This window comes from Nocardia vinacea, assembly GCF_035920345.1.
In the GTDB taxonomy this organism is placed as follows: Bacteria; Actinomycetota; Actinomycetes; order Mycobacteriales; family Mycobacteriaceae; genus Nocardia; species Nocardia vinacea_A.
This window is the reverse complement of sequence record NZ_CP109149.1, coordinates 10,316,328-10,331,258: the sequence shown is the minus strand read 5'-3', so window position 1 is coordinate 10,331,258 and position 14,931 is coordinate 10,316,328. Positions and strand designations below refer to the sequence as shown.

The following is a 14,931-nucleotide window of genomic DNA, read 5'->3' as shown; positions in this document are numbered from 1 at the left end:
CTCAGGAATTCGAGCCGAAGGAGCGCAGCAGGCCGCTGTACTGCTTCGGTGATGGTGCGGCGAACTCTCCCCTACCCGATTTGCGCAGGCCGAGGGTGATCAGCGACTGGACCGTGAGGGTGGCAGCGGCGACGCCGTCGATCACCGGTACACCGATCTCGTCGCGGATGTGACTGCAGAGATCGGCCATGCCCGCGCAGCCGAGGACGATCGCATCGGAGCCATCGGCGTCGACCGCATCGCCGCATGCCTCGGTGACGATTTTGCGGGCATCCGGATCTTCCAGTGCGAGCACCGGGATTTCGCAGGCGTGGATGCCGCGGCAAAAACGTTGCATGCCATAGCGATACACCAGCTCGTCCGCTCGGCCGATGGTCCGGCTGAGCGTCGTGACGATGCTGAATCCGCCGCCTAGATGACTCGCGGTATGCAGCGCCGCCTCTGCGATGCCGATTACCGGTCCGCGTGCCAGCTCTCGGGCCGAATCCAGGCCCGGATCGCCGAAGCAGGCAATCACGTAGCCGTCGATACCCTCCTGTTCGCCGCGTCGGATGGCAGCGAGAATGCCCGGCACACTGAGGGCTTCATCGTAGTGACTCTCGATCGAGGCCGGCCCCATTTCGGCGGTGACCGCGTCGAGCAGTGTGCCCCGGCCCGCTACGGCCTGGGCACACTGCTCGATCGCGTCGGTCATCGCCCGGGTGGTGTTCGGGTTGACGACCCGGATGCGCATCAGGCAGTAACTCCCTTCACTGCCAACCGGGTTCGGGTGGCCAGCAGGTAGTAGGTGAGAAAGCCGAGACCGCAGCCGATGAACCAGCTGTACTGTGCGGCGGTGTACATGCCGGTGACATCCTTGGCGAGCACCGGGATCACCGCGACGATCGCGCCTACTGCGGTGGCGATGACCGCCGCCGGGTTGTAACCCTTGCTATACCAATAGGTTCCGGTCTGCGACAGGGTGAACAAGTCGTCGACTACTACCTGCTGTTTGCGCACCAGGTAGTAGTCGACGATGAGGACACCGAACAGCGGGCCGATGAATGCGCCGAGCACCTCCAAGGTGTAGTGGATGACCTCCGGATTGTTGTAGAGGTTCCACGGCGTGATCAGGACCGAGCCGACCGCGGCGATCATGCCGCCCGCACGCCAGCTGATCCGCTGCGGGCTGACGTGCGAGAAGTCGAAGGCCGGTGAGATGAAGTTGGCGACGATATTGATCCCGATGGTGGCAATGGTGAAGGTCAACGCGCCCAGCACGATCGCGAAGGTGCTGTCGATACGGGCCACCGTCGCAACGGGATCGGTGATCAGCTCGCCGTAGACCGGGACCGTCAGCGATGCGGTGATGACGACCAGCAGCGAGAAGAGCAGGAAGTTGACCGGCAGCCCGAGCAGGTTGCCGCGCCGCACCACTGCGAAACTCTTTCCGTAGCGGGAGAAGTCGCCGAAGTTCAGCATCGGACCGGAGAAATAGGACACGACCAGCGCGATCGCACCGAGCATGACCGGCACCGAGTCCCAGCCGGTGTACTTCACCTCGCCGAGCTTCAGGTCGATGGCGCTCCAGCCCGCCTCGGCGATCAGATAACCGCAGAGCAGGAACATCACGACATAAACAGCGGGACCGCAGAAGTCGATGAATTTGCGAATCGATTCCATGCCGCGCCAGAACACGCAGGCCTGCACGACCCACAGCATTAGATAACTGCCCCACCCGAGCAGCGAAAGACCGAGGAACCCGTAGTCGTCGACGACCGCGTATGGCGCCAGACTCGGAAACAGTTTCACCAGTACGACATCCAGCGCAGCAGAGGCAAGGAATGTCTGAATCCCGTACCAGGCGACGGCGATCAGGCCACGGATAATGGCCGGGATATTCGCGCCGAGCACCCCGAACGCGCTGCGGCACATGACCGGATACGGCACACCGGTCACCTGGCTCGGTTTGGCGACCAGATTGCAGAAGAAATAGACGATGGTGATGCCGATCAGCAGCGCCGCGAGCACCTGCCAGCTGGCTAGTCCGAGTGCGAACAGACTGCCCGCGGTGACGTAGCCGCCGACGCTGTGCACGTCCGACATCCAGAACGCGAAGATGTTGTAGGAGCCCCAGGTCTGCTTGCGCAGCGGGGCCAGATCCGCATTCGTCAGCCGTGGGTCATAGGCGGGTGGCGCGGGTACGGGCGGGGCCGCGGTGGTGAGCGTTTCGGTCATGGTGTTTCCCATCCGAGGGTGAAACTGTGATCGAAACGACGGTAGAAACCGCGCATTGCCCTACCATTGCGCAGTTATTGCCCGGCTATTGCGCGACAGATATATCTTCCGGCGCGAGCAGTCCGGTATCGGTGGGCAGCGTCGCGATTACCGTCTCCAACCTGCGGTGATGCCGTTCGGCGATCAGCAGCAGGCGATCCACATCGCGGGCCATGAACGCATCGAGCATCAGCGCGTGATCGGTGTGCAGGCGCACCCGATCGCCGCGGGCGATGTGCACCATGGACTGCACCGGCTCGGTGACATTCCATGCCGATTCGAGCATGTGCAGCAGTCGGAACAACCGCGACGGCTTGGTCAGTGCCACATGGAAATGGCGCGACTGGCGGTGGTACGCGACGGGGTCGTCATCTCGAATCGCTTGTTCCAGTAGCGAATTCACTTCGAGCAAGCGGGCGCGGTCGGCGTCGGTGGCATTGCGCGCCGCGGCCGCCAGCGAGGCGGTTTCCAGGGTCTCCCGCACGATATACATTTCGCGCAGCTCGTTGGAAGTCAGCTGAGCCACCGCATAGCCGCCGTGCGGCCGATGCGTGACCAGTCCCTCCCCGATCAATGTCTTGAGCGCCTCCCGCACCGGGATGTGGCTGACGCCGAATAGTTCGGCGACCTCCCGCAGTGGGATCACCGTGCACGGCGGCACGGCCCCATCCAGAATCACCCGGCGCAGTTCGCCGAGGATCACTTGCGGTCGGCCTGGTTCGTCGACAACCAACCTGGCCAGTAGCGCCGATCGTCGTCTCGGGGGCATGCGGCCACGCTATGCGAGCCGTGTTGCGATTTCGATCGCGGATGTGACGGTCAGGAAAAGTTCACCGAACCGACCGGTCTCATGGTTGGAATTCGGCACCTCGATGGACCGCGATCGCCGCCGTGCCATGCTGTTGGTTGGTCGAACGACAGAGGTAATCCGATGACACTTACGACAACGCAGTCGGTGGATCGTCGCTATGTGCGCCTGGTCGCCGAATTCGACAGGCTGTTCCGCCGGCCGAGCGATGGCGGCGGGGCGCTCGTGGTCTATCAGCACGGCGAACCGGTCGTGGATGTGTGGGCTGGATTCGCGCATCCAGGCGTGCCGTGGGCCGCCGATACCGTGGCCATGGCGTATTCCACCGGTAAGGGTGTGGTCTCGACGCTGGCACACCGATTGGCCGAGCGTGGACTGTTCGATTACGACGAGCCGGTCGCCACCTACTGGCCCGAATTCGGGGCGGCGGGCAAGGAGCGGATAACGGTACGAGAAATGCTCACGCACCGGGCGGGTCTGCATCGGCTGCGCGATCTGCTGCCCGGGCCGGTAGCGCATTTCTTCGACGATGCCGAGGTCACCGCCGCACTCGCGGCCTGCTCCCCCGATCCGCGTCACCTGGTGACCAGCGGCTATCACGGAATCTCCTTCGGGCATTTGGTCGCCGAGCTGATCCGACGGGCCTCCGGTTCGGACTTCACCGAGTTGTTGCGCACGGAAATCGCGGAACCGCTTGCGGCGGATGAACTCTGGTTCCGGGTGCCGGATTCAGAGCGCGGCCGCATTGCCACCAACTTTCCTCAGCTCACGGTCGCGGGCATGAGTTGGGAGAACAGTGCGCGGCTCATGGGCCGGACTCGTTTCGCGGCGGCCGCCGAAACCACGCCGCGCGGGTTCGCGGATATGGTTTCCGATCCGCGCCTGCATGATTCGGTGATTCCAGGCGTCAACGGCGTCTTCTCGGCGCGTGCCCTGGCGAGGATGTACAGCGCCCTCGCGACCGATGGTCGACTCGGGGACTTCCAGTTGCTGCGTCCGGAAACTATTGAGCTGATCACGCAACGTCAGGTCTTCACTCCCGATTACGTTCTGGCGTTTCGCATTCCGTGGGCACTGGGTTACCACGGTGTGCCGATGAAGCCGTCGAAGGCCGAACCCGTCTCCGCGTTCGGTCATTTCGGCCTCGGCGGTTCGGGGGCGTTCGCCGATCCGGCGACCGGTATGTCGCTGGCCTTCGTCACCAATCGGCTCGGCGGAAAGCTGACGCCATTGGGCGATGCTCGCTTGGCGCGGCTCGGTGCGATTGCGCATAACCTGGCTAAGGAGGGATTGGCCTGAGCGTCCATTCCTGAGCAGATTCTGCTGGATTGCGGATTGCGGATTGCGGATTGCGTGCGAGAGTGGGCGCTGGGTGCACAGCAACTGGCAGCATGGGGCCATGGAATTGCTGGGACTGGACCGTATCGAGGCGGCCGCGGCGGCATTGGCGCCGGTGATTCGGCGGACGCCGGTGGTCGCGTCACGGGTGTTATCCGAGCGCGCCGGAACCGAGGTGCGACTGAAGTGCGAGAACCTGCAGCGGACCGGCTCGTTCAAGCCGCGCGGGGCGTATTTCCGGATCGCGAACCTTCCGGCGGAAGATCGGGCGCGCGGCGTGGTGGCGGCCAGCGCGGGCAATCACGCGCAGGGGGTCGCGTGGGCCGCGGCTTCGCTCGGGATTCGCTCGACGGTATTCATGCCGGTGGGCGCTTCGCTGCCGAAGTTGGTGGCCACCAAGGCATATGGGGCCGAAGTACGGCAGGTCGGTGAGACCATCGACGACTCGCTGGATGCCGCACTGGATTTCGCCGAGCGGACCGGTGCGACGCTGATCCATCCGTTCGATCACGCCGATATCGTCGCTGGGCAGGCGACGGTGGCCTTGGAGATCATCGAGCAGATGCCCGAGGTCGGGACGGTGATCGTGCCGACCGGCGGCGGTGGGCTGCTCGCCGGGATCGCCATTGCCCTGCATCATGTTGCACCGCACGTACGGGTGGTCGGCGTGCAGGCGGCGGAGGCGGCGGCATGGCCGGATTCGCTGGCGGCGGGTAAGCCGGTGCGGGTGGCGCGGATGTCTACGATGGCCGACGGTATTGCCGTCGGGCTGCCGGGTGAGGTGCCGTTCGCGCACGTCGCGGCGCATGTGCCCGCGGTGGTGACGGTGGACGAGGATGCGCTGTCCAAGGCGCTGCTGCTGTGTCTGGAACGCGCGAAGTTGATCGTCGAGCCCGCCGGTGCCGCCGCGGTGGCGGCCCTGATGAGTTGCGAGCCAACGGAACTCGGATTGCAGGGGCCGGTGTGCGCGATCTTGTCCGGCGGCAATATCGATCCGATGATGCTGACCAGAATCATCGGTCATGGCCTCGGTGCCGCTGGGCGCTATCTGGCTGTGCGCGTGACGATTTCGGATCGGCCGGGCGCGCTCAGCGGATTGCTCGCGGTGGTCGGGAAGACCGGTGCGAGTGTGGTGGATGTGGTGCACTCGCGGACCGGCGGGTGGCTCGCGGTTGACGAGGTCGAGGTGTCGCTGACGTTGGAGACCCGGGGTCCCACGCATCGGGACGACGTGCTTGCCGCGCTGGAGAATTCGGGGTACGCGGTGCGAGTGGAGGATTAGCCGGGTCCGAGCGTGCTCGGACCCGGCGCCGACCCCGTCAGCACTTCCGCTTGTAGAAGTACTTCGAGTTGGCATCCATATCGGCCTGGGTGATCGCCACCATATCGGTCTGGATATTGCGGGTGACCGGCTTACCCTCGAGCGCGGCCGCGGCCTCGTCGACGCCCTTCGCACCGATCCCGGCCGGATCCTGCGCGATAAGTGCCTGCACGGTGCCGGCCTTCAGATCTTCGACCTGTTTCGGACTCGCATCGAAGCCGACCAGTTTGACCTGGCCGAGCTTATTGGCATTGCGCAATCCGGTGGCCGCGCCCTCGGCCGAACTCAGATTGGTCGCGAAGATCCCGGCGAGGTCGGGATGGGCGGCCAGCGTCGCGGTGACGATCGAAGCCGCCTGTGCCGCTTCATTGTTGTTGTACTGCACGCCGAGCGAGGTGATGCTCGGGTAGGCCTTCACCGCATCTTCGAAGCCCTGTGCACGCGCATCGGTGGTGGAGGTTCCAGCCTTGGTGTTGATCACCAGCACGGGTCCCTTGTCACCGATGAGCTTGGCCAGCGTCTGTGCCGCGAGCTCGCCACCCTTCTTGTTATCGGATGCGATCGACGACAGCGCGATCGAGGTGTCGTCCAGTGCCGTATCGACCTCGATGATTTTGATCCCGGCATCCTTGGCCTGTTTGATCGGATTCGCCATCGCCTGCGCATGTGTCGGGGCGATCAGGATGCCGCCGGGCTTATTGGCCATCACACCGGTCAGCACCGGAGTCTGCGCGCCCGCATCGAATTTCGTCGGTGCCTGCGTCTCCAGCTTGTAGCCGAGTTTGCTCGCCTCGTCCTGCGCGCCGCATTGCATGGAGATGTAGAACGGTTCGTCGGCGACACCGGGAATCAGCACCAATTTCTTGGCATCCGTGCCGCCGGAATTGTTCACCGAGCCACCACATCCCACCACCAGCGTGCCGACCGCCGCCATCGCGCCGATCATCACCGCGGTCCGCTTCGCCACCCTCATTTGGCTACCTCCGCCTTATTTTCTTATCGCGCAGTGCTGTAACTGCTTACCTCTCTACTTGCGGTCCCGGGCTCGGCGGCGCAGTTGGTCGAACCACACCGCCCCGACCAGAACCGCGCTCACCGCGATCGGCTGCCAGAACACCGGCACCCCCGCGATGACGAATCCCTTGCGCAGCACCGACGGAATGAAAACGCCGATAACCGTGCCGACAATGGTGCCGATTCCGCCGAAAAGGCTTGTCCCGCCGATGACTACACCGGCGATGGCATCCAGATTGTCCGTGCCGTGTCCGCCGATGGTGGTGGTGCCGAAGTAGGCCAGATTCATGAATCCGGCCAGTCCAGCGAGTAATCCGGTCATCAGATAGACCAGCACGAGGTGGCGGGTGACCGCGATGCCCGAACGCCGCGCGGCCTCCTCATTTGAGCCGATCGCGTAGGTGTAGCGACCGAATCGGGTCGTGTGCAGCACCCAAGCGGCGAGCACCGTTACCGCCGCCGCGACTAGCACCAGATTCGGTACGCCACCCAGCGACGTCCCGAAACCCAGGGAGTTACGCAGCTTATCGGGCACCGTCCTGGTGTCGACACCGCCGGTGATCAGTTGTGCCGCACCGAGTGCCGCGCCGAACGAGCCGAGTGTGACGATCAGCGGTGGAATCTTGGCCTTTGCCACCAGAATTCCATTGAGCAGTCCCCAGATGCCACCGCCCGCAACGGAAATCAGAAGGCCGACACCGATAATCCCCCACCCCGCGCCGGTGGCGTTCTCGTCCGGGCTCAGCCATTCCATCGTTTTCGCGCCGAGCACTCCGGCGAAGATCAGCACCATGCCGACTGACAGGTCGATGCCGGAGGTGATGATCACGAACGTCATGCCAACCGAAAGCACCAGCAGCACCGAGGTTTCGATCAGCAGCGTCTGCAGGGTGAAACGGGTCGGGAAGGCGTCGGGGCGGATGATGCTGAAAACGACGCACAATACGACGAGCACAACACCGATCCACAGCGTGCTCGCACCCAGAAGCCGTTGTAGCACAGTGTGTTCCGGCAGATCGGAGCCGCCGTTCGGTTCTGCTTTCGTCATGCAGCGTCCCCATGTGACAACGCTCCGGTCATCGCACCGACCAACTGCTCCAGCGTGGCATCGGCGGCGACGAATCGGGCCACCCGCTTGCCGAGACGCAGCACCTCGATCCGGTCGGCCACGGCCAGCACCTCGGGCATATTGTGGCTGATCAGGACGACGGCAATGCCCTGGTCGCGCACATTGCCGATCACCTCGAGCACCCGTTCGCGCTGCACAACGCCGAGGGCCGCGGTCGGTTCGTCCATGAAGACGACCTTGCTCGCCCACAGCACCGCACGCGCCACGGCGACACTCTGGCGCTGTCCACCCGACAGGGCGCCGATCGGCACATCGGTGCTCTGCAGTGTCACGCCGAGGCGTCGGAAGTGTTCGACGGCTTGGGTCCGCATCGCCCGCTTGTCGAGCATGCCGAGTCTGCCCGCCAATCCGCGGCGAACCAGCTCCCGGCCGAGGAAGAGGTTGGCGGCCGGGTCCAGATCGGGTGCGACGGCGAGGTCCTGGTACACGGTTTCGATGCCGAGCTTGCGTGCGGCGGTCGGTGAGCCGAGCACCGTTTCCGAACCGTCGAGCAGGATGGTCCCCGAATCCGGTTGTTCCGCCCCGGAAAGGCATTTCACCAGCGTGGACTTGCCCGCGCCATTATCGCCGATCAATGCGACGACCTCACCGGCGCGGACCTGAAAGTTGGCTCCCCGCAACGCCTCGACACCGCCGTAGCGTTTCACCAACGACTGGGCCTCGAGTACTACATCGCCCGGTTCCGATGCCATACCGTCACCCGCGTCGACTCAGCTGAGCAAACGTCCGATCCATCGGCCGATGCTACGTTCGCCGCCACCTCCCATGGGACGAATTCGACAAAATGCGCAGGGCGCAACGAGACCGATCAGTCCCACCAGAAGCGCCACAGCTGCCGCAGCAGAGATTCGGCCAGTTCATCGAGTGAATCGCGATCCTGTTCAGCCGCATCCGGACAGTACAGATACGCCTCCAATGCCTGCGCGAGCGCGGCATCTTCGGTCAGCTCCGGCTCGTGTGCGACCGCGAGCCACTCGCGCAACCAGTCCGCCGCGTCGGTTACGGCGACGGGTTCTGGAATCGACAACTCACGCGATTGCTCCCAGCCGCGCTCGAGTCCGGTCTGGTACCAGGTATGGGTCTGGGTCAGCACCGGCCACAATCCGGTCTTCGGATGCACCTCCCGCACCTGCTCCCACAGCCCGGCCGCCGCATAACCGGGCTCGGTCGACACGACCCACACCGGCGCCCCCGACACCGTCCGCTCGACCATCAACGCCGCCGGGAGCTCGATCCCGTACGCCGCCAACGCTTCCGCCGGATCATTGCCCGCGAAGGGCACCGCCGCCGGCTGCGCCGGTCGATCCGCGGTGAAGGTCCCCGCCTCGAAGTCTCTCTTCATGAACCGTCATTCAACAGCCACCCACCGACATCTTGTACCGCGGATGTCAGTGTGCGCCACCGAGTTCCAGGGCAAGCACACCGAGAATCACCAATGCGATACCGCCGACCTGGATCAACGAGAGTCGTTCGTCGAGGAACAGGACACCGATGATGGCGATAGCCGCGACGCCGACCGCCGACCAGATGCCGTAGGCAACGCCGATCGGCATGCCGCGCTTCAGTGCTTGGGACAGGAAGAAGAAGGCCGCGCTGTAGCCGATGACCACGATGATCGAAGGCACCAATTTGGTGAAACCGTCGGAGATTTTGAGCGATACGGTCGCGGTGATTTCAGAGGCGATGGCCAGCGCCAGCAACAGCAGGGTCATCGGCGCAGCGTAAACCGCGCGGTATTTGAGCATTTGCACCGGTGGACCGAAAGATCACCAGAACAAGCCCCTGATCGCTGCCCGTCTGGCCGGAGTAGTACCGAATTGGAGCCTGGCCGGACAGGAGCTGCTGACCTATCGGCCGGGCCAGCTGCGCGATCCGAACGCGATACCGGCAGTTACCGCACCGCTCACACATGTAGCGGACCTGTTGGGGCGCTGACGTTGTCGAGCAGAAGTTGCTGACCTATCGGGCGCCCCAATTGCGTGGATCCGTCCGCGATCCTCACAATCGCCGCGCCGCTGGTGCTTGTGGCTCGTTGATCGATACAAACCGGCCATCCCGGGCAGACCACTTGGCGCAAAAGCGAGCCCGCGACAGTCTGGATCAAGATCAGGTGGAACTGGTGGCGGGCCTTCTCGGGCTATGCCGCCACCAGTTCCACCTGATCTTGGTCGCTGAGGCGGAGCGCCTGCGCGAGGGGCGTTGAGGGGGAGCTACGGGAAGAGGGGGCGCAGGGTGGTGACGGTGTTGCGGATGTCGTCGAGTTGCGCTGTGACCTGTACGCCTGCGGTGCCGCCGCGGGCGTCGCGGGATGCGATCGAGCCCTGCACGGTGAGCACTTCGCGGACCTGTGGGGTCAATGCCGGGTCGATGGCGGCGAATTCTTCGTCGGTCAGCTCGTCGAGGCCGACACCGCGCGCCTCGGCGGCGCGCACGCAGGCACCCGCGGCCTCGTGCGCGACGCGGAACGGAACACCCTGCCGGACAAGCCATTCGGCGATATCGGTGGCGAGGGTGAAACCGGCGGGGGCGAGTTCGGCCATGCGGTCAGTGTGGAAGGTGAGCGTCGAAACCAAGCCCGCGATGGCCGGGAGCAGCAGTTCGAGCTGGGCAACCGAATCGAACAGGGGTTCCTTGTCCTCCTGCAGATCTCGGTTGTAAGCCAGCGGTTGGGCTTTCAGGGTCGCCAGCAGTCCGGCCAGGTTTCCGATGAGACGACCGGCCTTGCCACGGGTGAGTTCGGAGACGTCCGGATTCTTCTTCTGCGGCATGATCGACGAGCCGGTGGACCATGCGTCGGCGAGAGTGATGTAGCCGAACTCCGGTGTGCTCCAGATGATCACCTCTTCGGCCATCCGGCTCAGATCGACGCCGATCATGGCGAGCACGAACGCAGCCTCGGCCGCGAAATCACGTGCGGAGGTGGCATCGATCGAATTCGCCGCCGCGGCATCGAAATCCAGTTCGACCGCAATGGCTTCCGGATCGAGTCCGAGCGAGGACCCGGCCAGTGCGCCGGAACCGTAGGGCGACAGCGCCGCCCGCTTGTCGAAGTCGCGCAGCCGATCGATATCGCGCAGCAGCGGATGCGCGTGGGCGAGCAGATGGTGCGCGAGCAGCACCGGCTGGGCGGCCTGCAGATGCGTCTTGCCGGGCATTACCGCGTCCGGATGCGCGGCGGCCTGGGCTACCAGCGCGTCGACCACATCCAGGAGTCCTGCGGCGACCCGGCGGGCCGCATCGCGCAGCCACATCCGAAAGAGTGTGGCCACCTGGTCATTACGCGAGCGCCCGGCCCGCAGTCGTCCGCCGAGTTCGGCGCCGACCCGATCGATCAGCCCACGCTCCAACGCGCCGTGCACGTCCTCATCAGCCTCGGCGGGGGCGAACGCTCCCGAATCCACGTCCGCCGCAAGGCGATCCAGTCCGGCCAGCATGGCGGCGAGGTCGCTCTCCGACAGCAGTCCCGCCTTGTGCAGCACGCGCGCGTGTGCCTTCGACGCGCGAATGTCGTAGGGGGCCAGCGCCCAGTCGAAATGGGTCGACTTGCTCAGCGCGGCCATTGCCGCGGCCGGTCCGGACGCGAAACGTCCGCCCCAGAGCGCCCCTTCGTTGGTGCTGCCGCTCTGCGTCATCGTGTGCTGTCTCCTCCGGGTCGTCGGGCGGTGAACAAAATGTGGGTCTTCAGGTGGGCGGCGGCCGCGTCGGATACCTCCCGGCCCCGGCTGCGCAGCACCTCGGCCGGATCGGCGCGTGACACCGTCCAGCCATGTTCGGTGAACCAGTCGATCGGATCGCTGCGGCCCTCGTCGGAGTACCACAGTTCGCCGACATCGACCGTGACGTCGACCCCGGACGATCGCGCCTCCCGCAATGCCTTCGAGTCCGGCGCGGAACCGGATGAGCGGTAGATCGCGACGCGACTGCCCGGTGCGCTCGATGCCACGATGTTGTCGAACAGCCGGTCCTGAGCATCCGCGGGGAGGTAACGCAAGAGGCCTTCGACCAGCCATGCGGTCGGCGCGGCCGGATCGAATCCATTGTCCCGCAACGCCGTCGGCCAATCCTGGCGCAGATCCACCGCGATCGCGCGGCGGTCCGCCGCGGGCGGAAAATCCACCAGCGCGCTCTCCTTGAACTCCAGAACCTTCGGCAGATCCAGTTCGAAAACCGTTGTGCCGACCGGCCATTCGAACCGGTAGGCCCTGGCGTCCAGGCCGGCGGCGGGAATGACGAGCTGCCGGATACCGTCGGCGGCCGCCTCCTGGACGTAGGCGTCGAGGTAGCAGGTACGCGCGATAAGGGCCGAGATAATGGGGCCCATCGTCGCGATCGCGGCCTCTTCGAGATCCGGGATCTCCCCGCGCACGATGCGCGTCCAGGATTCCGAACCGACGGCGGTCACCAGCACTTCGGCGTACGGGTCATGGAACAGCGCGTCCGGGCGGCGGCTCTCGGCGGCTCGCATTGCCGCGACGCCGAGGGCGGTGGCGCCCACGCTCGATTCGATATCCCAGCTGTCGTCGTCGGTCCGCACAGCGCTCCTTCCGGGTCGACGCGACTCGCAGGCGCCGACCCGATCGAGCCTAATGGGCGCAGCCGGAGGAAAGTCCGTCGCTAGGTCTTGTCTCGAAGTGGCGGGGCGTCCATCGAGCCGAGTCGAATGGCGGTACGGCACACTGTCCGCAACCGCCTTTCGACTCGGCTCGACGCCGGATGGTGGCCTCGGAGAGTCACTTCGAGACAGGCCCTTGCCCCTTGCGAAGGCTCAGCCACCGCCTACTTCTGGTTGAGGTCGCGACGCGCCGCGACCTTGGAGGACAGGCCGTGGATCTGCACGAAGCCCTTGGCGAGGGACTGGTCGAAGGTGTCGCCCTCGTCGTAGGTGGCCAGGTTGAAGTCGTAGAGCGACTGCTCGGAGCGGCGGCCGTTGACCACGATGGAACCGCCGTGCAGCACCATCCGGATCTCGCCGGTGACGTGCTGCTGGGTTTCGGCGACGAAGGCGTCCAGCGCACGCTTGAGCGGGGAGAACCAGAGGCCGTCGTAGGCCAGCTCGCCCCAGCGCTGCTCGACCTGCCGCTTGTAGCGGCCCAGTTCGCGCTCGATGGTGACGTTTTCCAGGGCCTGGTGCGCGGTGATCAGCGCGATGGCGCCGGGGGCCTCGTAGATCTCGCGGCTCTTGATGCCGACGAGCCGGTCCTCGACCATATCGAGGCGACCGACACCCTGGCGGCCCGCACGATGGTTCAGCTCGACGATGGCCTCGAGTACGCTGACCTGGCGGCCATCGATGGCGACCGGCACACCCTTGTCGAAGGTGACGATGAGTTCGTCGGGCGCCTCGAAGTTGACCGTCGGGTCCGAGGTGTAGTCGTAGACGTCCTTGGTCGGCGCGTTCCAGAGGTCCTCGAGGAAGCCGGTCTCCACCGCGCGGCCCCACACGTTCTGGTCGATCGAGAACGGGGACTTCTTGGTGACGTTGATCGGGAGCTGGTTCTCCTCGGCGAAGGCGATGGCCTTCTCACGGGTCCAGGCGTAGTCGCGGACCGGGGCGATCACATTGAGGTCGGGGGCGAGCGCGCCGATGCCGACCTCGAAGCGGACCTGGTCGTTGCCCTTACCGGTGCAGCCGTGCGCGACGGTGCTCGCGCCGTGGAACTTGGCGGCCTCGACGAGGTGCTTGACGATGAGCGGGCGGCTGATCGCCGAGACCAGCGGGTACTGGCCCATGTACATGGCGTTGGCCTGGATGGTCGGCAGGCAGTACTCGATGGCGAATTCGTCGCGCGCATCGACCACAATCGCCTCGACGGCGCCACAGTCCAGCGCGCGCTGGCGCACCACATTCATGTCCTCGCCGCCCTGGCCCAGATCAATGGCGACCGCCACGACCTCGGCGCCGGTCTCCTTGCCGATCCAGCTGATCGCAACGGAGGTATCGAGCCCACCGGAGTAGGCGAGTACGACGCGCTCGGACATGTCTTTGTGCTCCTTGGTTTCGTGCTTGTCTGCAGGTCGTGCCCGCATCCGCGGGCGGCGGGGTGCGGCGCCCGCCGACGCACCAAATCGCACGTCAGGCGGCCCGCACCGTCATACAAATGATTATGCACGATGATGCAAGCCCATTCACAACCGGGTCCGGGTTCCACCTTCCCGGTAGCACCTTGGCACCCCCTTCCCCCTATGTCACGCTTTATTCGTTAAGTATCGGAGCGGGCAAAGGACGGACCCCATGCTGCTGCACCTCATAGCAGGCGAATTCAGCACCCTCGGCAACGACGTCCTCGACATTGGCCGCGCCCTAGTCGACCTCGTACAAGACATCATCAACGTCGGCACCCCAGGCAACTCCCCCCACGGCGGCGGCCAATACCCCTTCGGCTGACGCGCCCCCTGCGATCGCATCGCATAGGTCGCGCCCGATGCGAGGTAGGCACTGGGTATGCGTCACCAAGCGTGACCGCGCTGAGGACGCCAGGGCGGGCTCAGGCGAGTTCTTCGATTTTGGCGGCTAGTGCGGCGCCGGTGAGGGGCTCACGGGCTATTACGGCGATGGTGTCGTCGCCGGCGATGGTGCCGACGATGAAGGGGAGGGCGGCGCGGTCGAGGGCGCTGGCCAGGTAGTGGGCGGCGCCGGGTGGGGTGCGCAGGACTGCGATATTGCCGCTGGCGTCGGTGGAGACGAGGAGGTCGCCGAGGAGTTTCGAGAGGCGGTCGGTGCCGCCGGTGACGCCGCGGACGGGGCTGCCGTCTTCGGGCACCACGTAGACGCCCGCGCCGCCGTCGGCGGCACGCAATTTCACGGCGCCGAGTTCATCGAGGTCGCGGGACAGAGTGGCCTGAGTGGTTTCGATACCTTCGGCGGCAAGCAGTGCGGCGAGTTCGGTTTGGCTGCGTACCGCGTGTGCCGTCAGTAGTTCGATGATGCGAGACTGGCGGCCGGCGCGGGTTCGAGCGATAGCGGGGGCGGACTTACCCGCGTCGGGCTGGACGGTCATGGCCGAGCCTCACCGCCACGTCTGGCAGCGAGGCGAAAGAAGGCCGTGTTGCGTCGAGGACTTGTGC

The 14,931-nt window shown here is 65.3% G+C and carries 15 protein-coding genes; 3 read left to right on the top strand and 12 right to left on the bottom strand.

Annotated elements, in window-relative coordinates; all coding sequences use genetic code 11:
- Position 1: 1 nt before the first annotated feature.
- From OIE68_RS46785 to OIE68_RS46775, 3 genes are all read right to left on the bottom strand, one after another.
- Positions 2–733, bottom strand: a complete 732-nt coding sequence (locus OIE68_RS46785; protein ID WP_327097295.1) for an aspartate/glutamate racemase family protein — start codon at positions 731–733, stop codon at positions 2–4.
- Complete coding sequence (locus OIE68_RS46780) at positions 733–2,217, bottom strand: NCS1 family nucleobase:cation symporter-1 (RefSeq protein WP_327097294.1); 1,485 nt, start codon at positions 2,215–2,217, stop codon at positions 733–735. Before OIE68_RS46780 ends, OIE68_RS46785 begins: the two co-directional genes overlap by 1 nt.
- Before the next feature lie 85 nt (positions 2,218–2,302).
- On the bottom strand, positions 2,303–3,025 hold the full coding sequence (locus tag OIE68_RS46775) for a GntR family transcriptional regulator (protein ID WP_327097293.1): 723 nt from the start codon (positions 3,023–3,025) through the stop codon (positions 2,303–2,305).
- 162 nt (positions 3,026–3,187) lie between these two features.
- Between OIE68_RS46775 and OIE68_RS46770 the strand changes: the two genes are divergently transcribed.
- A complete protein-coding gene (locus OIE68_RS46770; protein ID WP_327097292.1) occupies positions 3,188–4,363 on the top strand; it encodes a serine hydrolase domain-containing protein in 1,176 nt (391 codons plus the stop codon).
- 100 nt (positions 4,364–4,463) lie between these two features.
- Entirely contained in the window at positions 4,464–5,684 is a 1,221-nt protein-coding gene (gene ilvA / locus OIE68_RS46765) for a threonine ammonia-lyase (protein WP_327097291.1), read from the top strand.
- A gap of 37 nt (positions 5,685–5,721) precedes the next feature.
- Here ilvA and OIE68_RS46760 read toward each other — a convergent pair whose 3' ends face one another.
- The 8 genes from OIE68_RS46760 to OIE68_RS46725 all read right to left on the bottom strand — a co-directional run bounded on the left by OIE68_RS46760 (position 5,722) and on the right by OIE68_RS46725 (position 13,845).
- Entirely contained in the window at positions 5,722–6,696 is a 975-nt protein-coding gene (locus tag OIE68_RS46760) for an ABC transporter substrate-binding protein (RefSeq protein ID WP_327097290.1), read from the bottom strand.
- Between the two features lie 54 nt (positions 6,697–6,750).
- Positions 6,751–7,785, bottom strand: a complete 1,035-nt coding sequence (locus OIE68_RS46755) for an ABC transporter permease (protein ID WP_327097289.1) — start codon at positions 7,783–7,785, stop codon at positions 6,751–6,753.
- Positions 7,782–8,558, bottom strand: a complete 777-nt coding sequence (locus tag OIE68_RS46750; RefSeq protein ID WP_327097288.1) for an ATP-binding cassette domain-containing protein — start codon at positions 8,556–8,558, stop codon at positions 7,782–7,784. The genes OIE68_RS46755 and OIE68_RS46750 overlap by 4 nt, the downstream gene beginning before the upstream one ends.
- A 116-nt stretch (positions 8,559–8,674) precedes the next feature.
- The gene (locus tag OIE68_RS46745; RefSeq protein ID WP_327097287.1) at positions 8,675–9,208 is read right to left on the bottom strand and encodes a DUF4253 domain-containing protein; all 534 of its coding nucleotides are present in this window, start codon (positions 9,206–9,208) and stop codon (positions 8,675–8,677) included.
- A 46-nt stretch (positions 9,209–9,254) separates the two neighbouring features.
- Positions 9,255–9,611 (bottom strand): multidrug efflux SMR transporter, encoded by a 357-nt coding sequence (locus OIE68_RS46740; RefSeq protein ID WP_327102048.1) that lies wholly within the window; start codon positions 9,609–9,611, stop codon positions 9,255–9,257.
- A gap of 465 nt (positions 9,612–10,076) precedes the next feature.
- Positions 10,077–11,498 carry an argininosuccinate lyase gene (gene argH, locus OIE68_RS46735; protein ID WP_327097286.1) on the bottom strand — a complete coding sequence of 474 codons (1,422 nt, stop codon included), beginning with the start codon at positions 11,496–11,498 and terminating at the stop codon, positions 10,077–10,079.
- The gene (locus tag OIE68_RS46730) at positions 11,495–12,400 is read right to left on the bottom strand and encodes a class I SAM-dependent methyltransferase (RefSeq protein WP_327097285.1); all 906 of its coding nucleotides are present in this window, start codon (positions 12,398–12,400) and stop codon (positions 11,495–11,497) included. The genes argH and OIE68_RS46730 overlap by 4 nt, the downstream gene beginning before the upstream one ends.
- 242 nt (positions 12,401–12,642) lie before the next feature.
- Positions 12,643–13,845, bottom strand: coding sequence for an argininosuccinate synthase (locus OIE68_RS46725; protein WP_327097284.1), 1,203 nt, complete (start codon positions 13,843–13,845; stop codon positions 12,643–12,645).
- A gap of 253 nt (positions 13,846–14,098) precedes the next feature.
- Between OIE68_RS46725 and OIE68_RS46720 the strand changes: the two genes are divergently transcribed.
- Positions 14,099–14,251 (top strand): hypothetical protein, encoded by a 153-nt coding sequence (locus OIE68_RS46720; protein WP_327097283.1) that lies wholly within the window; start codon positions 14,099–14,101, stop codon positions 14,249–14,251.
- A 100-nt stretch (positions 14,252–14,351) separates the two neighbouring features.
- On the opposite strand, the gene OIE68_RS46715 is transcribed toward OIE68_RS46720, so the two are convergent.
- The gene (locus OIE68_RS46715; protein ID WP_327097282.1) at positions 14,352–14,864 is read right to left on the bottom strand and encodes an arginine repressor; all 513 of its coding nucleotides are present in this window, start codon (positions 14,862–14,864) and stop codon (positions 14,352–14,354) included.
- Positions 14,865–14,931: the final 67 nt, after the last annotated feature.